Annotated in this window: 18 protein-coding genes; 7 read left to right on the forward strand and 11 right to left on the reverse strand. The window is 69.4% G+C overall.

Annotation, left to right across the window (positions count from 1 at the left end; genetic code table 11):
• Positions 1-9: 9 nt before the first annotated feature.
• Positions 10-1,383 carry an MFS transporter gene (locus tag ACIRR9_RS18660; protein WP_403752749.1) on the reverse strand — a complete coding sequence of 458 codons (1,374 nt, stop codon included), beginning with the start codon at positions 1,381-1,383 and terminating at the stop codon, positions 10-12.
• A 358-nt stretch (positions 1,384-1,741) separates the two neighbouring features.
• Between ACIRR9_RS18660 and ACIRR9_RS18665 the strand changes: the two genes are divergently transcribed.
• Both ACIRR9_RS18665 and ACIRR9_RS18670 read left to right on the forward strand, forming a co-directional pair.
• Positions 1,742-2,926: a thiolase family protein gene (locus ACIRR9_RS18665; protein ID WP_403752752.1), complete on the forward strand. Its 1,185-nt coding sequence runs from the start codon at positions 1,742-1,744 to the stop codon at positions 2,924-2,926.
• A 31-nt stretch (positions 2,927-2,957) separates the two neighbouring features.
• Positions 2,958-3,719 carry a 3-hydroxyacyl-CoA dehydrogenase gene (locus ACIRR9_RS18670; RefSeq protein WP_403752755.1) on the forward strand — a complete coding sequence of 254 codons (762 nt, stop codon included), beginning with the start codon at positions 2,958-2,960 and terminating at the stop codon, positions 3,717-3,719.
• A gap of 20 nt (positions 3,720-3,739) precedes the next feature.
• On the opposite strand, the gene ACIRR9_RS18675 is transcribed toward ACIRR9_RS18670, so the two are convergent.
• The 6 genes from ACIRR9_RS18675 to ACIRR9_RS18700 form a co-directional block, all read right to left on the reverse strand.
• Complete coding sequence (locus ACIRR9_RS18675; protein ID WP_403752758.1) at positions 3,740-6,856, reverse strand: family 78 glycoside hydrolase catalytic domain; 3,117 nt, start codon at positions 6,854-6,856, stop codon at positions 3,740-3,742.
• A gap of 176 nt (positions 6,857-7,032) precedes the next feature.
• Positions 7,033-7,944, reverse strand: a complete 912-nt coding sequence (locus ACIRR9_RS18680) for a PaaX family transcriptional regulator C-terminal domain-containing protein (protein WP_403752761.1) — start codon at positions 7,942-7,944, stop codon at positions 7,033-7,035.
• Between the two features lie 31 nt (positions 7,945-7,975).
• Positions 7,976-8,743, reverse strand: coding sequence for an SDR family NAD(P)-dependent oxidoreductase (locus tag ACIRR9_RS18685; RefSeq protein WP_401348150.1), 768 nt, complete (start codon positions 8,741-8,743; stop codon positions 7,976-7,978).
• Between the two features lie 10 nt (positions 8,744-8,753).
• Positions 8,754-9,092, reverse strand: a complete 339-nt coding sequence (locus ACIRR9_RS18690; protein WP_403752764.1) for a hypothetical protein — start codon at positions 9,090-9,092, stop codon at positions 8,754-8,756.
• Positions 9,089-10,396 (reverse strand): aromatic ring-hydroxylating dioxygenase subunit alpha, encoded by a 1,308-nt coding sequence (locus ACIRR9_RS18695; RefSeq protein WP_403752767.1) that lies wholly within the window; start codon positions 10,394-10,396, stop codon positions 9,089-9,091. The genes ACIRR9_RS18690 and ACIRR9_RS18695 overlap by 4 nt, the downstream gene beginning before the upstream one ends.
• A gap of 86 nt (positions 10,397-10,482) precedes the next feature.
• Positions 10,483-11,337, reverse strand: coding sequence for an enoyl-CoA hydratase/isomerase family protein (locus tag ACIRR9_RS18700; RefSeq protein ID WP_403752770.1), 855 nt, complete (start codon positions 11,335-11,337; stop codon positions 10,483-10,485).
• Positions 11,338-11,476: 139 nt separating this feature from the next.
• Between ACIRR9_RS18700 and ACIRR9_RS18705 the strand changes: the two genes are divergently transcribed.
• The 4 genes from ACIRR9_RS18705 to ACIRR9_RS18720 are packed head-to-tail and all read left to right on the forward strand — an operon-like array spanning position 11,477 to position 16,050.
• Entirely contained in the window at positions 11,477-12,436 is a 960-nt protein-coding gene (locus ACIRR9_RS18705; protein WP_403752773.1) for a TIGR03621 family F420-dependent LLM class oxidoreductase, read from the forward strand.
• 11 nt (positions 12,437-12,447) lie between these two features.
• On the forward strand, positions 12,448-13,896 hold the full coding sequence (locus ACIRR9_RS18710; RefSeq protein ID WP_403752776.1) for an aldehyde dehydrogenase: 1,449 nt from the start codon (positions 12,448-12,450) through the stop codon (positions 13,894-13,896).
• A gap of 1 nt (position 13,897) precedes the next feature.
• Entirely contained in the window at positions 13,898-15,112 is a 1,215-nt protein-coding gene (locus ACIRR9_RS18715; RefSeq protein ID WP_403752779.1) for a CaiB/BaiF CoA transferase family protein, read from the forward strand.
• Positions 15,112-16,050, forward strand: a complete 939-nt coding sequence (locus tag ACIRR9_RS18720; RefSeq protein WP_403752782.1) for an HpcH/HpaI aldolase/citrate lyase family protein — start codon at positions 15,112-15,114, stop codon at positions 16,048-16,050. The genes ACIRR9_RS18715 and ACIRR9_RS18720 overlap by 1 nt, the downstream gene beginning before the upstream one ends.
• Before the next feature lie 31 nt (positions 16,051-16,081).
• Here the strand turns inward: ACIRR9_RS18720 and ACIRR9_RS18725 are convergent, their stop codons facing one another.
• The 4 genes from ACIRR9_RS18725 to ACIRR9_RS18740 form a co-directional block, all read right to left on the reverse strand.
• Positions 16,082-16,675, reverse strand: coding sequence for a TetR/AcrR family transcriptional regulator (locus ACIRR9_RS18725; protein ID WP_403752785.1), 594 nt, complete (start codon positions 16,673-16,675; stop codon positions 16,082-16,084).
• A gap of 62 nt (positions 16,676-16,737) precedes the next feature.
• Entirely contained in the window at positions 16,738-17,295 is a 558-nt protein-coding gene (locus tag ACIRR9_RS18730) for a nuclear transport factor 2 family protein (protein ID WP_401348134.1), read from the reverse strand.
• A gap of 21 nt (positions 17,296-17,316) precedes the next feature.
• A complete protein-coding gene (locus tag ACIRR9_RS18735; protein ID WP_403752788.1) occupies positions 17,317-18,300 on the reverse strand; it encodes a TIGR03621 family F420-dependent LLM class oxidoreductase in 984 nt (327 codons plus the stop codon).
• On the reverse strand, positions 18,293-19,042 hold the full coding sequence (locus ACIRR9_RS18740) for an SDR family NAD(P)-dependent oxidoreductase (protein ID WP_403752791.1): 750 nt from the start codon (positions 19,040-19,042) through the stop codon (positions 18,293-18,295). The genes ACIRR9_RS18735 and ACIRR9_RS18740 overlap by 8 nt, the downstream gene beginning before the upstream one ends.
• 164 nt (positions 19,043-19,206) lie before the next feature.
• On the opposite strand from ACIRR9_RS18740, the gene ACIRR9_RS18745 reads away from it, so the two are divergent.
• Entirely contained in the window at positions 19,207-20,037 is an 831-nt protein-coding gene (locus ACIRR9_RS18745) for a TauD/TfdA dioxygenase family protein (protein WP_403752793.1), read from the forward strand.

Consider the following 20,037-nt stretch of genomic DNA (forward strand, 5'->3'; position numbering starts at 1 on the left):
TGCTCCAGGTCAGCTGGCCGTGACGACGTCGGTCTCGTCGGAGGCGACATGTTCGGAGGTCGAGTGGTAGCGGCGACGGATGATCAGCTGCAGACAGACCAGGGAGGCCATGGCCAGGACGGCCACGAGTGCGCCGACCCGCCAGGCGTTTGCCGAGTCACCGTCGATCAACGCGACGGTGACGATCGGTCCGAAGCCCCCGATGATCCCTGCTGTCTGATAACCGAGCGAGGCGCCCGAGGAACGCACCTCCGGCGGGAAGAGCTCGGCGATGAGCGTGCCCTGAGTGCCGGTCTGCAGGGACATGGCGACGGCGGCGCCTATGACGGCCAGGGCGAACGGCCAGATCCGGTCGGGCCCGGACGCGGGAATCAGCAACCACATCGGTACTCCCCAGACCATCATCGCGGCGGCTCCCAGCCCGAAGATCAGCCTGCGGCCGAAGCGGTCCGACAGCCAGCCGAAGAGCGGCACCAACGGCATCATGAGAGCGCACGCCACCAGCACCCAGGTGAGGGCCGAGGTACGGCCTATCCCGAGATACGTCGTCACGAACTGCACCGAGCCGGCGACCGTCACCTGGAAGAGCACCACACCCGCGGTGTTCGCGCCCGCCGCGGTCAGGATCGCGCCCGGGTTGCGCCGGACGGCCTCGACGAACACGGAGCGCCGGACCTCGGCCTCGGGTCGTGCGGCGGTCCTCGCCGCGGCCGCCTCGAACTCCGGGGTCTCCTCAAGGAAGCGGTGGATGGCGAAGGCGATCGGCAGCATGACCAGACTGATCCAGAAGGGGATCCTCCACACCCAGGAGGAGAAGGCCTCCGCCGAGGACGCCGCGGTGGCGATCAGGAACACCACGTTGCCGAGTACCGCCCCGATCGGGACGCCGAGTTGGGCGAAGCTTCCGAAGAACCCGCGCAGGTGCGCGGGCGCGTTCTCCGTCGCGACCAGGACCGCGCTGCTCCACTGCGCGCCGACGGCCAGCCCCTGGCACAGGCGCAGTATCACCAGCAGCGCCGGTGCCAGCCACACTGCCTTGGTGTTCGGTACGCAGCCGACCAGCGAGGTGGCCACCGCCATGAGGCTGATGGCGCCGACCAGCACGGGCTTGCGTCCGTGCCGGTCCCCGAGCGCGCCCGCGACGGCGCCGCCGACGGGCCGGGCGACGAAGCCCACCGCCACGGTGGCGAACGAACTGAGGGCCGAGACGACGGCGTCGTCGGTAGCGAAGAAGGTGGTGTTGAAGACCAGCGCGGCGGCGGTGGAGTAGATGAAGAAGTCGTACCACTCGAGCGAGGTCGCGATCGCCGCGGCGAAGGACGCGCGGGCCGAACGACGGGGTGGAGCGGCCTCAGAGACCGCTGGACCGGCATGTGACGACACTGTCATCTCCAGGGGGAGTCCGCGGCGAGAGCCGACGGCATGGTTGGCCGACTTTGCCCCTTCCGGGCGAGGTGGGAACGGCGCGGTGGCTCGTGAGCGGCGATACCGTCCGCGCGTCTGTGGCGCGTGGCGCTCAAGGGCTGCCAGGTTCTGCACTCCGCGGTGAGAACGCTACTCCGGGCGGCAGTTCGTTTCGTTCATGGCGGCTCCATGAAATCTATCGATCGATAGATCGGACCCTAGGGCCCTGGCGGACATCGCGTCAAGGACTCTTGATGGGGGCGCTCGTCGCTCCTATAGTGCAATATCTATCGATCGATAGAGTTGTGGCCACGGAGCAGGGCAGAGGGGCAGGCTCATGATCAACGCCGTCATCGTGGACGCGGTGCGCACCCCGTCCGGCAGGGGCAAGCCGGGCGGGCAGCTGTCCGGGATCCATCCGGCCGAACTGCTGTCGGGTGTGCTCCGGACGCTGGTCGCGCGCAATGACCTCGACCCCGACCAGGTCGACGACGTGATCGCCGGCTGTGTCGGACAGGCGGGCGAGCAGGCGATGAACATCGCGCGCAGCGCCGTTCTCGGTGCGGGTTTTCCCGAGTCGGTCCCGGCGACGACCGTCGACCGCCAGTGCGGTTCGAGCCAGCAGGCCGCGAGTTTCGCCGCGCAGGGTGTGATCGCCGGCGCGTACGACGTGGTGATCGCGTGCGGGGTGGAGTCCATGAGCCGGGTGCCGATGGGCTCGCCCACCCAGGGCCGCGATCCCTTCGGCCCGGGGGTCGGCGCGCGCTACCCCGACGGGTTGGTCAACCAGGGTGTCGCGGCCGAACTCATCGCCGCCCGCTGGAAGTTCGGCCGCGACACCCTGGACGCGCATGCCGCTCAATCGCATGCGCGAGCGGCGGCGGCCATGGACCGCGGGGCCTTTTGCCAGGAGCTCGCCCCGGTCGTCGGCCCCGACGGGGGTGTCCTCACCAGGGACGAGACAGTCCGGCCGGGGACGGATGCGGCGGGGCTGGCCGGACTGAGGCCCTCCTTCGCGGATGAGGAGATCGCCCGGCGCTTCCCGGAGATCGAGGACTGGCGTATCACGCCGGGGAACTCCTCGCCGCTCACCGACGGGGCGTCGGCCGTCCTGATCATGAGTGAGGACAGGGCCGCGGCACTCGGCCTGCGACCGCTGGCCCGCTTCCATGCCTTCGCCGTCACGGGCAGTGACCCACTGCTGATGCTCACCGGTGTCGTCCCGGCCAGCCGGCGAGTGCTGACCCGCGCGGGCCTGACGATCGAGGACATCGACGCGTACGAGGTCAACGAAGCCTTCGCGCCCGTCCCGCTGCTCTGGGAACGGGAACTGGGCGCGGACCCCGAGCGGCTCAACCCCCGCGGTGGCGCCATCGCACTCGGCCATGCACTCGGCGCGTCCGGCACCCGTCTGCTCACCACGCTGGTCCACCACCTGCAGGCAACCGGCGGGCGCTACGGCCTGCAGACGATGTGCGAGGGCGGCGGCATGGCCAACGCCACGATCATCGAACGCATCTGACGTCCCCCACCAACGAGATCCAGGAGAACACGTGGACATCGCAGGCAGCGTCGCCCTCGTCACCGGAGGGGCCTCCGGCCTCGGGCTGGCGACCGTGCGGAAGTTCGTCGAGTCGGGGGCCGCGGTCGTCATCGTCGACCTGCCGGCCTCCAAGGGCAAGACCGTCGCGGAGGAACTCGGCGACCAGGTGGCCTTCGCCCCGGCCGACGTCACCAGCGAGGCGGACGTGTCGGCCGCCCTCGACCTCGCCCAGTCGCTCGGGACCCTGCGGGTCGCCGTGAACTGCGCGGGGATAGGCCCTGCGGCCAAGACGGTGGGCAAGGCGGGCGCGCACCCGCTCGATACGTTCACCAAGGTCGTCCAGGTCAATCTGATCGGTACGTTCAACGTCATCCGCCTCGCCGCCGAGCGGATGGCACGGGCCGAACCCCTCGGCGAGGAACGCGGTGTCATCATCAACACCGCGTCCGTCGCCGCCTTCGACGGCCAGATCGGCCAGGCCTCCTACTCCGCCTCCAAGGGAGGGATCGTCGGCATGACCCTCCCGGTCGCCCGTGACCTCGCGAGCCTCGCCATCCGCGTGGTGACCATCGCGCCAGGCCTGTTCCACACCCCGCTGTTCGACACCCTCCCCAAGGAGGCGGTCGCCTCGCTGGGAGCACAGGTCCCGCACCCCGCACGCCTGGGCGACCCGAGCGAGTACGCGGCGCTGGCCGCCCATGTCGTCGCCAATCCCATGCTCAACGGCGAGACCATCCGCCTCGACGGCGCCATCCGTATGGCCCCTCGGTAGGCCGTCGCCCCACAGCCCCCTCAGGCCAGGGCGGAGGTGGCCTCATAACGGCCGGACGGCAGCCGGTAGGACGCCGTGCCGTCCGAGAAGCCCAGGTACTCGACGCCGTCGACGTGGGACAGGGGTGTCCTGCCGGCACGGACGGCGGCCGGGTCGGTGGCGGGGATGCGCAGCGTCGCCGTGCTGTTGGCGGGGACGTGGGCCCGGTACGTCAGGGCGCGGCCCTTCGCCGTCCACTCGCTGACGATCTCGCCGTACGGCGACACGTGCGAGCCGGACACGTGGGTGATCCTTCCCGTCGGATCGACGTGCGGGCGCAGGAAGAAGTGACGGAAGCCGGGGTTGTCCGGGTCCCTGGCGATGCCCGCCATCCCCTCGTACATCCACTCCATGATCGACCCGTAGGCGTAGTGGTTGAAGGAGTTCATCACCACCGGGCCGAAACCGTCCTGCTTCGAGTACGAGTTCCACCACTCCCACAGGGTGGTGGCTCCGTTGTCGACGGAGAACAGCCAGGACGGCAGGGCGTTCTGGTGGAGCAGTGTGTACGCGAGGTCGGCGCGGCCCTCGTCGGTGAGGACGGGGGCGAGGACGTTCACACCGAGGAAGCCGACGGAGAGGGTGTCCGCGGCGTACTGGACACGGGCGCTGGTGGGATGGGCCGCCTTGTACGCGGCGTCGTTGCCGATGTTGTCGGCGAGCAGGGAGACCAGTCGGCGGCGCTGGGCCTCGGTGTCGTACAGGCCGAGCTTGAGCACCCACAGCAGCGCGGTCTGGCTGTCGTCCTCGGGTTCCGTGCCGGTGGGCGGCGTGCCGCCCAGGCTGGAGCGCACGGTGATGCTGTCCCCCTGGACGCTGAGGTACCTGGCCTTGAACGCGCGCTTGATGTCGCCGTGGAGCTTGTCGTACGTGTCCGCCTCCGCGGCCCGGCCGGTCGCCCGCGCCATGTGGGCCATGAGCCGGGTGCTGTAGGCGTAGTAGACGTCGCTCATGAACTGGGTGCCGGTGCCCTGGGGGGCCAGCCAGTCGGCGAACAGGGAGCCCTGGCCCGCGTAGGTCGTCCCGCTCTTTTTCACGATCCAGTCGAGGTAGCGGTTCATCGCCTCCCAGTTGCGGTCTATGACGGTCCGGTCTCCGCTCATCTGCCACACGGTCCAGGGCACGATGATCCCGCAGTCGGCCCAGCCGCTCACCGGGGCGACGGTGAAGGCCCGGTTCCCGGGGGCGACCGCGGGGAACTGGGCGCCGTCGATGCCGTACGTCCGCTGCGACTCGACGAGGAGTTCCTCGAAGTGGCTGAGGAAGGTGACGGCGTCCACGTTGTACAGGCCGGTGGCGCAGAACACCTGGGTGTCGCCGGTCCAGCCGAGGCGCTCGTCGCGCTGCGGGCAGTCGGTCGGTATCCACAGGTAGTTGCCGCGCTGACCCCAGTGGACGTTGCTGATCAACTGGTTGACCTGGTCGTCGTCGGTGGTGACGGTGCCGACCTCGCGCAGCGCGGAGGTGGCGACGCAGCCGGTGAGCGAGGTGACGGTGACCGGCCCGCCGGTGACGGTCACGGAGGCGTACCGGAAGCCGTAGAACGTGAGCGAGTCCTCGTGGGTCTCGCCGTGCGGATCGCCCCTGAGGATGTACGTGCTGGTCGCCTCGGCGGTGCGCAGGTTCGCGCGGTAGACGGAACCCTCGGGGCCGTCGGCGCTCTGGCTCGCGTCGTTGAGCATCTCGCCGAAGCGGAGGGTGACCTGGGCGCCGGCGGGGCCGCGCACGGTGTAGCGGGGCACGCCGACCATGTTCTGGCCGAGGTCGAAGACCGCCGTGTCCCCTTCGGCGAGGGTCACGGACGCGGTGGCGGCTTGGGCAGGATCGGTCACCGTGCGACCTTCATCGACGACGACGTGGCCCTTGCCGTTGGCGCTGGAGCCCTCGCCCGCGACGCCGGTGCAGACGGTGAGCGAGCGCGGGGTGCGGTCCCACTGAGGGGTCAGCCGGGCGCTGTCCCCCGGGTAGGCGACGAGCCGGGCGTCCGGGAAGCCGGCCGAGTAGCCGTGCTCCGCGACGTCGGCCCAGGTGGAGTCGTCATAGCCGGCCGCCGTCCAGCCGGGCAGCTCCTTGCGGGCGTCGTAGGTCTGGCCGTCGTAGATGTCGTCGGCGCGGTAGGGGCCGGTGTCGGTCGCCTTCCAGCCGGCACCGGGCCCGGTCACCACGCTCTGCGTCGACCCGTCGGCATAGCGCAGCAGCAGTTTGGCCTTCAGAGCCAGCAAGTTGCCGTCGGCGGAGTAGTAGACGCTGTCCTCCGAGACGCGGCCGTTGTACCAGCCGTTGCCCAGCACCGCCGCGAGCGCCAGCCGCTTCCGTCCGGAGACCAGATCCGTGACGTCATAGGTGAAGTAGCTGACAGTGGTGTCGTAGTTCGTCCAGCCGGGGGTGAGGAGTTCACGGGTGGTGCCGGTGCCGTGCGGCACGGTGACCCGGTGGCCGTTGACGTGGGCCTCGTACACACCGAGCGCCGACACGTACAGCCGGGCCTCGCGGACCGCGCCCCGCAGCCGGGTCTCGCGGCGCAGCAGCGGGGCCCCGGCCGAATTCGCCTTCTTGCCCGACATGGCGATCCATCGGGCGCCGTCCCAGTTGGTCGTGCCGTCGGTGCTCAGCAGGCCGGTCTCGAAGAAGGCGGCCGGGGCGTCGGGAACGGCACGGCCGTCCTCGTCCCAGACGCGGACGGTCCAGTGGTAGCGGGTGGAGGGCTTCAGGGCGCGGCCCGCGTAACGTACGGTCACCGAGTCCGCGGAGGCGACGCGGCCGCTGTCCCACACGTCTGCCCGGCCGGCGCGCAGCCGACCGGCGGAGCTCGCGACCAGAACTCGGTAGGCGCTCTGACGACGTCCACGGGTAGCGGAGGACATTCGCCAGCTGAACCTCGGACGGGCCGCGTCCACACCGAGGGGATCGGTGCGGTGCTCGACCGTCAGCGCCGCTGCTTCCGTTTCCGTCGCCGTGCTGCTTCGGGTGGTGCCCACCGCAGGGCCGGCCGGGCCGATCACGCCTGCCGCGACCACCGGCACGGTGCCCAGTGCAGTGGCCAGTACCGTCCTGCGCCGCACGCTTGCGCCTGTTGCACCGTCGACTCCGTCACTCATGACGCTGTCCCTTCGGCTACATGAGGTTGTATCGATTCAAAGCCCCGAATGAGCGAAGAAAGTATCGACGGACGTGAGTCGTGTCCATGGTTGGAGCCATAGCAGATGGATCGGTAGATATGGCCAACAGTGTGGTAAGAGACAGTGGGTTGAAACGTTAAAAAGCCGCAGGCGCCTTATGACGGAGTGTGGGTCGTGGTGCGGTGGCCGACCACGGCGGCGAGCGCGGGATCGTGCTCGCTGACCAGTTGGCGGACACGAACCTCGGCGAGCGGCCCGAGGATGTCGTAGATCTGGACGAACATGGCGCGAGCCCGGTGGCCGGGCCATCCCTCGGGCAGCAGGTTCGCGGGAAGCTCGGGGCCGGTGCCGATCATCTCGCGCCAGACGTCCTTGACCGTGGTGCGCGCGACCAGCGCCTCCGCCGAACCCACCCGCCCCCCGGTCACCCGGTCCAGCAGTGGTGTGTACTCCGTGATGAACTCGGCGTACCCGGCTCGAACGGCGTCAAGGTCCCAGGCGGCCAACGGGTCTCCGTCGCCTTGTGCGTGGACGAGGGTGGAGCGCAGCACCGTGGCACTGCGTACGCCGACGCTCTCCAGAAGCTCGACCGTCTGCCCGGCGTCGGCATGCGGTGACATCCACACGCCGTCGTACACGGCGGCGTACCCGAGGAAGCGCAGGCGGCGGCGGATGACATGCCGCAGATCCCGTTGCTCATCGGGAACGGAGAACGCCACCGTGGTCCACAGGCCGTCCCAGGGCCGGTCGGCGCTGCCGAACTCCGTGATGCGGCGTTGCGTCTGCTCCAGAGTGCGCGCCGTACCCGGCGTCATCCGGTAATACGTCCGGCGTCCTCGCTTGTCCACGTCCAGCACACCACGACGGGCCAGCCGGCCGATCGCCGCCCGTGCGCTCACGGGCGTGATGCCGAAGTCCCCCAGCAACGTGACCAGAGCGGCCGAGGGCAGGGGCTCCACGGCGCGGAACCAGTAGTCGGTGAACAGCCCGAGGATCAGGTGCTGGGGGTTGGCGCCGATCTGAGCCCGCGGCAGATCGACGTCGACCAGTGTTGTCTGGGGATTCATCAGCGCGAGCGTACTGGTATGCGGTCCGCCATCAGGTGTTGCGTCCTCCGTTGACGCCGATGATCTGGCCGGTGATGTAGCCGGCCTCGTCGGAGACGAGGAAGGCACAGGCCGCGGCCACGTCCTCCGGTCGGCCGGGCCGGCGCACCGGTGTCAGGCCGGCATGGTGGTCGACCGTCCCCCCGAGCATGCCGCGCCTTTCGGACTCCCTCAGCATGGGTGTGTCGATGAACCCCGGCGGGATCGTGTTGACCGTGACGCCCTTGGGGGCGACCTCGAGGGCCAGCGCCTTGGTGAAGCCGATGAGTCCGGCCTTCGAGGTGACGTAGTGCACCATGAACGGCTGGCCGCCCTGCGCGCTGGAGGAGGAGATGTTCACGATCCGCCCCCACCCGGCCTCGATCATGTCGGGCAGTACGGTCTGCGTGACGTAGAAGGGGCCGGCCAGGTTGACCGCCATCATGCGGTCCCACTTCTCGTCCGTGATGGCGGAGAACTCCCGGAAACCGGTGATACCGGCGTTGTTCACGAGGACGAGCACAGGGCCGAGGGACTCCCGGACCCGCCGGACCCCCTCGCGCACCTGGGCCCGGTCCGACACGTCGACGCCGCCCACGTCCAGCGCCTCCCCGCCCTTCTCCCGTGCCTCCACGGCGACCTTCGCGGCGGCCGCCGCGTCGAGGTCCATGACGGCGACCGCGAACCCGTCCGCGGCGAGCCGGTGGACTATCGCCCGGCCCATCCCCGACCCACCGCCGGTGACGACGGCCACCCGTCGGCCGTCTGTGGTGAGGTGCATCTCCGCCTCCTCAGACTGCCGGTTCGACGAGTGTGTCGAAGAACGCGGCGCCCGAGTCCGGGATGCGCGGCTGCTCGAAGACGTTCACCGCGTAGGAGACGAGGACCAACGAGTAGAGCAGCCGCAGCAGGCGCAGTTCCGTGTCCGGCAGGTTGTCGAGGGCCAGGCCGTTGAGGTGGGTGATCGCTTCCTCCGCGCGCGGAGCGATCGCGTCGTAGAACGCGTCCAGCTCCTTCATCGTCTTGGACAGGCGCATCTCGTAGCGTTCCTGCCGGGTCGCCCGTGCCCAGTCCTCGACGTACGGCTCCAGTTCGGCGAAGCCCTCGGGGAGCGACGGTGTCGTGGTCATCGGCCTTCGCCCTTCTCGGCGCCGTCCTGGTGAGCGGCGACGGTGTCGCGAACGGTCTTGTGGAAGTGCCGGATGAGCAGTTCCTGGTCGCTGAGGTGGAACTGCCGGCTGGCGCGGCTCGTCAGCCCCGAATGCGTGGCCTCGATCGTGTTCACGTCCTGCATGGCGAACTCGATGGTGCTGTCCACGACGAGTTCCTGAGCCAGTCGCTCCTGAGCGTTGCGGGGCGGCACGAAGTACAGGTCGATGTCGTAGATGTGGGAGCCGGTGCTCTCGGGCCAGTAGGTGTACGTGATGTAGAAGCCGCGGGCCCAGATCTGCACCGAGAGATTCGGGAACAGCCAGAACTGGTCGTTGCCCCAGGAACGGATCTGGCCCTTGTTGAGGAACTCGGGCAGCGGTCCGAGGTCGGGCACGTCGTCGGGCCCGAAGAGCCCCGCCCGGAAGAGGCGGTAGACCCACTTCTGGTCCCTCGACGCGAGGCCCGCCGTACCGGGCTCCCGGGGCGGCAGCGGCGGCGGGCCGGGCACCGAGGTGAGCATGTGCGGGGTGAAGAGGTCGTAGTGGTACGCGTCCACGGGCGGCACCAACTTCTCGGCCTTGGCCACGTCCTTGTCGATGAACCTGGCGTGGACGTACGGCGGGTGGTACCACTCGCACACCGAGTCCACGGCGAGCTTCCAGTTGCCGCGGATGAGGGAACGGAACCCGTAGCGCTGCGTCATCATCTCGAACGGGTACTGCTCCAGTTCGAGGAGGCGCTCGCCCAGGTAGCTGCGGAGCGGGACGGGGTCCTCGGCGAGGTTCACGAACACGAAGCCGGCGAACTCCTCGCAGTGCACCGGCGGCATACGCAGGGATTTCCTGTCGAGGTCGAAGAACTCCTGCTCGTTCGTGATGTGCGAGACCTGGCCGTCGAGGCCATAGCGCCAGCCGTGGTACTTGCAGTGGAACTGCCGGCAGAACCCGGAACTCTCCTCCTGGGGATGCTCCTGCCAGACGACTTTGTTGCCTCGGTGCACGCAGACGTTGTGGAACGCGTGCACCTGGCCGTCGACACCGCGGCTGACCACGATCGACGCCAGCCTGCCCGGCAGCTCGCGGGTGAAGTACGAGCCCTTCCGCCGGAGCTGCTCCGAGCGGCCGACGTACAGCCATGAACGCCGGAAGACCGCCTCCCGCTCCGCCTCGAAGAACTCGGGCGAGATGCAGTCCTCGTACGAGACCGGGCCGGTTCCGAGGGCGGGGTACTGCGGAGTGAACTTGCCTTTGCCGGTGGCTAGACGTTCCTGAAGTTCCGTCATGATCTGTGTCCTCTCCACACTATGCTGCAATAGCAGACACATAGGGCGCACATACGCCAGATTCCTGTTCTCTATATGCTGGGGTTTCAGGTCCAGGGCTTCTCGTTCCAGGCCCGGTCGAGCGGCTCCATGCCGCCGCCGAACGGGAAGAACTCCTGCTGGGCGTAGGTCTCACGGCCGAGCCCGTGGCCCAGCTCGTCGAGGAAGGCGCGCTTGAGGTTCTGGGTGAACAGCTGCCGGGTGTAGCGCAGGACCAGGTGCGGCCGCCTGGCGAGTTCCCGGCCCAGCTCCCAGGCCCGGTCCAGTACCGCTTCCTTGGGGTGCACCTCCGCGACCGCGCCCCACTCCAGCGCCTCCTGGGCGGAGAGCTTCTTGCCGGTCAGCAGCAGGTACCGGGCTCTGTTGTGGCCCACCAGGAAGGGCCAGATCACATGCTGTCCGTCGCCGGGCACCTGGCCGCGCGGAAAGTGCGACACGTCCTGGAAGTACGCGTCCTGCGATGCCAGGACCACGTCGCCCATCAGCGGGACTTCCGAGTGGATGTTGCACGGGCCGTTGACCACGCTGATCATCGGGACGTCGACGTCGAGGACGTTCCACATGAGGTTGCGGTTGTACCAGGCCTTCTCGTCGAGCTTGTGCAGGCCCCGGACGCCGGGCATCGCGTCGTACAGGGGTTTCTCCGGCAGTCCGCCGTTGGGCAGGCGGCCCCAGTCGGCGTTGTAGTTCGCGCCGGTGCCGGTGTGGATGAGCACCTTGATCTCGCGGTCGCCGGCCACGTCGGCGAAGGCGTCCGCCATGTCGTCGTGTGCCTTCCAGTCCCACACCAGGCTGCCGCCGTCGGTGTGGCACTGCATGAGCAGGATCCCCTCCTCGCTCAGTTCGAAGCGGTAATTGCGGTACCGGTCCCGGTACTCGGCGAAACGTGTGCGCTTGACCACGTGCCTTCCCTTCGCTCTCGCGGCGGCCCGGTCGGCGTGTGCGCCCCCGGGGCAACGGCTCCGCCGTCGCCCGCAGTTCGTCTGTGCAGGGGCATGGCGGCGTAGAAGCGCAACAGTTATCGTTCGATGCGTGACAAGTGTGCAGCCATTTAGGTTCGCCGTCCAGGCGACCAGCGCAACCTCGGCGAAGGAGTGGAACGACACGGCACGGTCGGCCCAGGACCTCGGATACAGCACGCTCCTCCTGGCCGACCACTACCTCGGCCCCGGCCGTGCCCAGCGTGCGGCGCGCTGGCCGCCGCAGGACCTGGCGCCGCTGACCGCCATGACGATGGCGGCGGCCAGGACGGAGACACTGCGCGTGGGATGCCGGGTCTTCTGCGTCGACTACCACGTGCCATCGGTCCTGGCGAAGGAGGCCGCGACGCTGGACCTGTTGTCCGACGGGAGGCTGGAGTTCGGGATCGGCGCGGGCTGGAGCGAGCCCGAATACCGCGCCATGGGACTGAACTTCGCGCTGCCCGGCAGACGGGTCGACAAGCTGCGAGAGGTGATCGCACTCGTCAAGTCCCAGTGGAGCGGCGCGCCGCTGGAACTGCGTGGCGAGCACGTCACCGCGATCGACCACGCCGGTCTGCCCCTGCCGGTGCAGCGTCCCCGGCCACCGATCATGATCGGCGGATCCGGCAGACGCGTGCTCTCCCTGGCGGCGCGCGAGGCGGACATCGTGAGCATCGCGAACGTGCCCTTCGAAGAACGCGACGACGCCGGCCGCACACCCGCGCAGGAGGCCGCCCACCGCTACGACGTCGTCCGGAGGGCGGCGGGCGGGCGACTCGGCGAGCTGGAGATCGAGAGCTCACCGTTCTTCGCCCGGATCACCGCGGACACGGCATCCGCCGCCGAACGCGTGGCGCGGACCGTGGGCATGTCCCCGGACGGCGTTCTCGACCACCCCAACGTGCTCATCGGTGACACGAACGCCGTGATCGACCGTCTCCACGAGCGGCGCGAGCGGTTCGGCGCGAACTACATCACCGTTCAGCAGAGGCAGGCGGCGGACTTCGCACCCGTCGTCGCACACCTGACAGGCCACTGAGAAGAGGACAGATGACCGAGCCCGAGCAACTGTTCATCGGCGGGCGCTGGACGGACCCGAGCACTGACCAGACCATCGAGGTGATTTCCCCGCACACCGAGCGGCCGGTCGCCACCGTCCCCGCCGCCGCACGGGCCGACGTCGATCGGGCCGTGGCGGGAGCACGCGCGGCGTTCGACGAGGGGCCATGGCCGAGGACGGCTCCGGAAGAACGTGTCGCGGCGGTCAGCCGGCTCGCCCGGCTCTACAAGGAACGCCGGCGCGAGATGGCTCGGTTGATCACGGCGGAGATGGGGTCGCCCATCAGCTTCTCCAAGTTCTCCCAGGCGACCCTCCCGATGCTGCTCCTGGACGCCTTTGCCGACATCGGATCCGCATTCGCCTGGGAACAGTCCCGTCCAGGCCGCTTCGGCGGGGACATCCTGGTCCGCAAGGAGCCCGTCGGCGTCGTCGGCGCGATCGTCCCGTGGAACATGCCGCAGTTCCTGCTCGTCGGAAAGCTCGCGCCCGCCCTGATCGCGGGTTGTCCCGTCGTGGTCAAGCCGTCGCCGGAGACCCCTCTCGACGCGTTGCTGCTGGCTGAGCTCGTGGCCGAACTGGATCTCCCCGAAGGCGTCGTCTCCATCCTGCCCGCGGGTGCGGAGACCGGCCGCCACCTCGTCTCGCACCCCGGCGTGGACAAGGTCTCCTTCACCGGATCGACCGCCGTGGGGCGTGAGATCGCGGCAGTGTGCGGCAGGTCGCTCACCCGGGTGAGCCTGGAACTCGGCGGCAAGTCGGCCGCCGTCGTTCTCGACGACGCGGACCCGGCTGCCGTCGCCGAAGGCATCAAGCTGGCCGGCCTCATGAACAGCGGCCAGACCTGCGTGGCGCAGACGCGCGTGCTCGTCCCCGCGGCACGGCGCAAGGAGTACGTCGACGCGCTGGCCGCCATGGTCACGTCCCTCGTCGTCGGCGACCCGTCCGACCCCGAGACGGAGATCGGCCCGCTGGTCACGCGTCGCCAGCAGGAACGGGTCCGCGGCTACATCGACGAAGGCCGACGCGCCGGTGCCCGCCTCCTGGTGGGCGGCGCCGGCATGCCCGAAGGCGTCGACCGGGGCTGGTACGTACGCCCCACGCTCTTCGCCGACGTGGACAACGGCATGCGCATCGCCCAGGAGGAGATCTTCGGTCCCGTCCTGTCCGTCATCTCCTACGACGACCAGGACGACGCCGTCAGGATCGCCAACGACTGCGCATACGGTCTGTCCGGTTCGGTCTGGACGAGCGACCCGGGGCGCGGACTGGACGTGGCCCGACGGGTGCGCAGTGGATCCTTCGGCGTCAATCAGCCGTACAGCATGGACCCGGCCGCGCCGTTCGGCGGGATGAAGGCGAGCGGCATCGGACGGGAGCTCGGCCACGAGGGGCTCGACGGCTACCTTGAGGCGAAGTCCGTCTCGGTCGGGGCTGGTTGACATGGCCGAGGACACCGCACCCCGTCAGGGACCCTTGCGGGGCCTGCGTGTCGTGGAGACCGCCACCCTCGCCGCCGGACCTACCGTCGCGACGACACTGGGCGAGTTCGGCGCGGAGGTCATCAAGGTCGAACAGCCTGGCTCGGGTGACCCGATGCGCACCTGGGGCGACCGGCGCGACGGCATCGGCCTGGTGTGGAAGAGCATCAGCCGCAACAAGAGGTTCGTCAGCCTTGACCTCCGCGTGCCCGACGGCCAGGCCCTCCTGCACCGGCTCCTGGACATCAGCGACGTCTTCGTGGCCGGCAACCGGCCCAGCGCGCTGGAGCGTTGGGGCCTTGACTACGAGTCCGTGCACGCCTCGCACCCGCATGTGGTGATGGTCCATGTCACGGGGTACGGCCGTGGCGGCCCGAAGAGCGACCACCCGGGCTACGGCACGCTCGCCGAGGCCATGAGCGGTTTCGCCCACCAGACCGGGCAGCCGGACGGACCGCCCACACTGCCCCCGTTCATGCTCGCCGACGGCGTCGCGGGCCTCGCGGCGACCTACGCGGTCGTGATGGCCCTGTACCACCGTGACGTGCGTGGAGGCCAGGGGCAGTTGGTCGACGTGAACCTCGTCGAGCCGCTCACCCGGCTGCTGGAATCGGCGACCCTGGCCTACGACCAGCTCGGCCTGGTGAAGCGGCGGGCCGGCAACATGCTCGCGGCCAGCGCCCCGCGCAACACCTACCGCACGGCCGACGGGTGCTGGCTGGCCGTCTCGGGCGCGTCCCCCAGCATCGCCGCCCGCGTCTTCCGCGCCGTCGGCCGCGCGGACATGGCGCAGAACCCCGAGTACGTCGACCCTGTCCGCCGACAGGAGCGGGCCGCGGAGGTCGACACGGTCGTGGCCGAGTGGATCGGCCGGCACACCCTGAGCGAGGCCATGCGCGTCTTCGACGCGGCCGAGGTCGCCGCCGCCCCCGTGTACGACGCCCCGAGCCTGCTCGCGGACGAACACCTGCGTGCCCGCGGGACGTTCACCCGGATACCGGACCCCGACCTCGGTCACGTCACGGTCCAGGCCCCCGTGGTCCGGCTCAGCGAGACGCCCGGCCGGGTCGCTCACCTCGGCCGCGGCCTCGGCCACGACAACGACGCCGTGTACGGAAGGCTGCTCGGCCTCGACGCAAAGAAGCTGGACGAACTGCGCACGAAGGGAACGATCTGATGGGCACATCGCGGTCCCGCCGCTCGGAGCTCGCGACCCCGGCGAGCAGCGAGCGCATGTGTGCGAAGGCACCGCGCCGGGGTGCCGACCTCGTCTTCCTCGACCTGGAGGACGCCTGTGCTCCGCTCGTCAAGGAGTCCGCGCGCTCCATCGCCGTCGAGGCGTTGACCGGACAGGACTGGGGTTCCACCCTGCGGGCGGTGCGGATCAACGGCCTCGACACCGTCTGGTGCCACGACGACATCATCGAGGTCGTCACCGGCGCACGCGACGCCCTGGACGTGATCATCGTGCCCAAGGTCCGGACCGCCCGCGACGTGTGGTGGGTCGACGTGCTGCTCACCCAGCTGGAGCAGAAGCTCGGCCTGGCCCGGCGGATCGCCCTGGAAGTACTCATCGAGGACGCGGAAGGACTGGCGAACGCCCTGGACATCGCCCGCTCCAGCACGCGGGTCGAGGCACTGGTCTTCGGCGCGGGCGACCTGTCCGTCTCGTTGCAGGCGCGGGTCGACGGCAACTTCGACCCGCTCGGCCGCTATCCCGGCGACTTCTGGCACTTCGCCCGGACACAGGTCCTGACCGCGGCCCGAGCGGCCGGCGTCGCCGCCGTCGACGCGCCCTTTCCCGCGTACGGGAACCCGGACGGCTACCGGTCCGCCGCCGCGCAGGCGGCCCTGCTCGGCTTCGACGGCAAATGGGCCATCCACCCGAGTCAGGTCCCGCTCGCGAACGACGCGTTCACCCCCACGTCGGCGGAGGCCGCGGCAGCACAGGACATCGTCGAGCGCTACCGTCGGGCCGAGGCCGACGGCACGGGCGCCATCGGCCACGACGGCCGCCTCGTGGACGCGGCTCACGCCCGCCTGGCCGCCAACGTGCTCACCCGGTCCCGGACCGCGGTATCCGGGCCGGTGGCCGGCGTCGCGCCGGACGCCTGAGCGCACGGTCCGCGCATGACCGGCTGCGGGTTCAGTCCTCGTCGTCGAGGGGCTCGACGCGGTCAAGGAAGCGCTCGAAGAACTCGATCGTCTCGGGGAGGGAGGTCGTCATCCCCGTGGACTGTTCCATGACGACCATCCGAGGTGTGCTCGTGATGAGGAAGACGAGTACGTCGGAGGAGACCGGTTCCCCCAGGAACTCGTAGTTCTTCGCCGTGCGGGACACGGCCGCCAGCGCGAGAGCGCGTGCCTTCTCTCCCGCCTCCGCGATCTCGGCCCGGAGTTTCTTGCGGTGGTTGGCGATGGCCACCAGCTCCGCTGTCAGGGCCGCGGCGTCCTTGTTGTTGGCGTAGTTCCAGATGGCGCGCAGCGGGCGATCGCTCCCGAGACCCTCCTCCAGCCGCCTGAGGCTCCGTTCCGACCGGTCGCGGACCAGGGCGACGAACAGGTCGTCGAAAGTGGGGAAGTAGTACTGGACGAGCGCGCCGGTCACTCCCGCCTCGGCGCCCAAGGTCCGGTACGAAATCGCCGCGTACCCCTTGGCGAGCAGGAGTGCCTCGGCCCGGTCCAGGATCAGAGCGCGGGTCTTGGACTTGTCCGTACCGACACGGCGGGTCGTTGGCATCAGGACATGTTAAAGGGAGCACCGCCTGCCGGTTCCCGGAAGAGAGGTGGCTTCACGTGGCTTCACCACCTCTCGACCGGGGTCTCGTCCAGCCTCAGCGGTCGCGCGTACGACGGATCGCTCTTGTCCCAGGTGCCCTTGATGAACCCGGCGAAGGCCCCGGAAGCAAGCAGGGAAGTGTCGCCCTGCATCGTCCACTCGAGCGTGCACCGTCGCAGCGCGATCTTCCACACGCCGTCCCGCCGCTCGATGCGATCGAGATACCGCCCTCCGAAGAGGTAGACGGACTTGCCGTCACGGGCGCGCATGGCACCGATGACGTAGCTCTCGCAGTGCGCCTCGTCGCCGTCGATCTCGCAGGTGTGCGTCGTGATGTTGTGCAGGTGGTCGACGAACACCGAAGCGTGGGCGTCGTTCGACTGTTCCCCGTACTCGGGGCCGCGCGCCACCGCCGGCCCGTGCTCGTCGACCCCGTCGTGGTGGTACACGCTCGCCATCAACTCGACGTCGTGACGGTCGTGGCCACGTGACTGGTTCATGACGCAGTCCAGGATCGCGATCCTGTCCTTGACGTGGCGGAGCTCGTGGCGAAGCTCTTCAAGCTCGTGCTCGACGGACATGACGGTCGTCCTTCCTCTCGGTCATCGGCCGCTCAGCTCCGCGACGACGGGAGCGAACGCGTCGATCTGCCTGCGCGGGACGGTGATGTAGTTGACTCCCGTGGTCTCACGGCGTTCGTGCAGACGATCGCTCATCTCCGCGGGCGACCCGGCCAGTACGTTCGGGTGGTTCCGCAGCGCCTCCGGACGGGTCTCGGGGAGGGCGTCGCGCAGTGCGGTGGACCAGCGGATCAGAGTGCCGTCGACGTCGTCGGTGACGGCGACCAGATAGGGCGAGCTCTCCAGCTCCAGCTCCGGCAGCCGTGCGCCGGCCGCCTCACGGACCGTGGCGAACCGGCGCTGCGCCTCCTGCATGGGCGTCAGCCCGGCGTCGTTGAGGGGGTGCCACCCGACGTTGGCCAGACTGACGATGTCGGCCTCGCGTGCGGCCAGCGAAAGGACTCGCTTCTTGGAGCCGCCGATGAGGATGCGCGGGCGCGGGCGCTGGACGGGAAGTGGCAGTCCTGTGTAGCCGGTGACGTTGACGTGAGCGCCCTCGACGTCGATCGGCTCGCCCGACCAGTGCGCCTTGACGAGAGTGATCACTTCCTCGAGTTTGGAGACCCGCTGCGGTGCGTCGAGGAACGGGACGCCCATGGCTTCGTACTCGCCCTGGTTGGTGCCGGCCCCGATGCCGAATTCGAGGCGCCCGTCGGAGAGGAGGTCGATGGTCGCGGCCTCCTTGGCCAGCGCGGCCGGCACGTGGTAGTCGATGCAGAACACGCGGCATCCGATGCGCAGTGTCGAGGTCCATGCCGCCGCCGCGGCCATGGCGGCGATGGGCGCCAGGTGTTGCGGACGCAGCAGGGTACGCGAACTGACGGGCCCCGGGCCGATGTAGTGGTCGGCGAGGAACAGGGTCGAGTAGCCGAGATCCTCCACCCGGCGGGCGAGGGTACGCCACTCGTCCGCGGACGTCGCCGTGGTCGTCTGGACGGCGAACCGGAACGGACGCTCACTACCCACAGACGTAGCCTCCGTCGACCGGAAGGGCCACTCCGGTGACGAACGACGAGTCGTCGCTCGCGAGGAAGAGCGCGGCCGTCGCCAGCTCGCTAGACAGTCCCCACCGCTTCATCGGCTGGTAGGGCATCGGCACGTCGGCGGGCGGGGCGGGGTGCTCCTTCGCGTCCGGCACCAGGCCGGTCCAGGTCATTCCCGGGCAGATGGCGTTGACCCGGACGCCCTTGTCGGCGTAGTCGAGGGCCACCGCCTTGGTCATCTGGATGACGCCGCCCTTGGAGGCGCCGTAGACGGCGTTCTTGCGCCACCCGACCAGGCCGGCCGCCGACGCGGTGTTGATCACGGAGCCCCCGCCGCTGCGGAGGATCGCCTGGATGCCGTATTTCATCCCCAGGAACACGCCCTTGAGGTTCACGCCGATGACGTGGTCGAAGGCTTCCTCGGTCTGCTCCGTGACGAGAAGCTTGGGCCCGCCGATGCCGGCGTTGTTGAAGAGGATGTCGAGTCTGCCGAAGCGCTCCTCCGCCGTGGTGACCATCCCCTCGACGTCGGCGGCGACCGAGACGTCGACGTGCACCGCGACCGCCGCCGCGCCGATCTCGGCCGCGGTCTTCTCCTCGTCGCCGCTGATGTCGGCGCAGACCACCTTCGCCCCCTCGGCGGCGAAGAGCAGCGCGCCGGCGCGCCCTATGCCCGATCCGGCACCCGTCACTATCGCGACCTTGCCATCGAGCCGATTACCCATGTCGTCCGTCCCTTCGTGGATGTGATCCGCTCCGGCCGTCGATCACGAGGGCACGCGATCGCGCGACAAATCCCGGTCCCGCACGCGTCTTACGCTCGTGTTTGACGAACGTATAACATCAGCGATCGCGCCCCGAAGAGAAGAGGTGGGATGAAGTTATGTCCGTGACGACCACCAAGCTGGCGCCGAACATCGGCGTCGAGATCACCGGGCTCACCGGCCGGGAACTGCCCGCCAGGAAGGTCGCCGACGACTGCCAGGCGGCACTCGACCAGTACGGCGTCGTCGTCTACCGGGAGATCCACATCGACGACGGCGATCTGGTCGCCTTCAGTCGGCTGCTCGGCGAAGTCGTCGTGCCGAAGGTCAACGATCCCGGAGAGCACCCCGAGATAGCCAGGATCACCCTCGACCCGCAGAAGAGCGTGCTGGCCGGCTACCGCCGTGGGAACTTCCTGTGGCACATCGACGGGGCCACCGACGAGTTGCCGCAGAAGGGCACGCTGCTCACCGCCCGCGAGGTCGATCCGGCCGGCGGTGACACCGAGTTCGCCAACACCTACGCCGCATATGAGGCACTCTCCGACACGGAGAAGGCCGAGATCGCCGACCTCCGGGTGGTCCACAGCTTCGCCGCCGCCCAGGCCGTCGCCTACCCGGACGCCACCGCGAAACAGCGGGCCGACTGGGAGAAGGTCCCGACGAGGGTGCACCCGCTGGTCTGGACCCGCCGCAGCGGGCGGAAGTCCCTCCTGATCGGAGCGACCGCCGACACCGTCGTGGGCCGGCCGGCCGACCGGGGCAGGGAGTTGCTGGGGCGGCTCCTGGACTGGTCGACCCGACCGCGGTTCTCCCTCCGTCACCAGTGGCACCGCGGCGACCTCGTGATCTGGGACAACACGGGGATGCTGCACCGCGCACTGCCTTTCGAGCCCACCTCACGTCGGCTGATGCACCGCACCACGCTGGTGGGGCAGGAACTCGTCAGCGCGTGA

Origin of the sequence: Streptomyces sp. NPDC101234, from assembly GCF_044767525.1 — a bacterium.
Taxonomy (GTDB): Bacteria; Actinomycetota; Actinomycetes; order Streptomycetales; family Streptomycetaceae; genus Streptomyces; species Streptomyces sasae.

What these genes read in the sequence shown, in the direction of transcription:
- ACIRR9_RS18665 (WP_403752752.1), top strand. Translation starts at nt 1,742, where the DNA reads ATGATCAACGCCGTCATCGTGGACGCGGTGCGCACCCCGTCCGGCAGG.
- ACIRR9_RS18675 (WP_403752758.1), bottom strand. Translation starts at nt 6,856, where the DNA reads ATGAGTGACGGAGTCGACGGTGCAACAGGCGCAAGCGTGCGGCGCAGG.
- ACIRR9_RS18680 (WP_403752761.1), bottom strand. Translation starts at nt 7,944, where the DNA reads ATGAATCCCCAGACAACACTGGTCGACGTCGATCTGCCGCGGGCTCAG.
- ACIRR9_RS18685 (WP_401348150.1), bottom strand. Translation starts at nt 8,743, where the DNA reads ATGCACCTCACCACAGACGGCCGACGGGTGGCCGTCGTCACCGGCGGT.
- ACIRR9_RS18690 (WP_403752764.1), bottom strand. Translation starts at nt 9,092, where the DNA reads ATGACCACGACACCGTCGCTCCCCGAGGGCTTCGCCGAACTGGAGCCG.
- ACIRR9_RS18695 (WP_403752767.1), bottom strand. Translation starts at nt 10,396, where the DNA reads ATGACGGAACTTCAGGAACGTCTAGCCACCGGCAAAGGCAAGTTCACT.
- ACIRR9_RS18710 (WP_403752776.1), top strand. Translation starts at nt 12,448, where the DNA reads ATGACCGAGCCCGAGCAACTGTTCATCGGCGGGCGCTGGACGGACCCG.
- ACIRR9_RS18715 (WP_403752779.1), top strand. Translation starts at nt 13,898, where the DNA reads ATGGCCGAGGACACCGCACCCCGTCAGGGACCCTTGCGGGGCCTGCGT.
- ACIRR9_RS18720 (WP_403752782.1), top strand. Translation starts at nt 15,112, where the DNA reads ATGGGCACATCGCGGTCCCGCCGCTCGGAGCTCGCGACCCCGGCGAGC.
- ACIRR9_RS18725 (WP_403752785.1), bottom strand. Translation starts at nt 16,675, where the DNA reads ATGCCAACGACCCGCCGTGTCGGTACGGACAAGTCCAAGACCCGCGCT.
- ACIRR9_RS18730 (WP_401348134.1), bottom strand. Translation starts at nt 17,295, where the DNA reads ATGTCCGTCGAGCACGAGCTTGAAGAGCTTCGCCACGAGCTCCGCCAC.
- ACIRR9_RS18740 (WP_403752791.1), bottom strand. Translation starts at nt 19,042, where the DNA reads ATGGGTAATCGGCTCGATGGCAAGGTCGCGATAGTGACGGGTGCCGGA.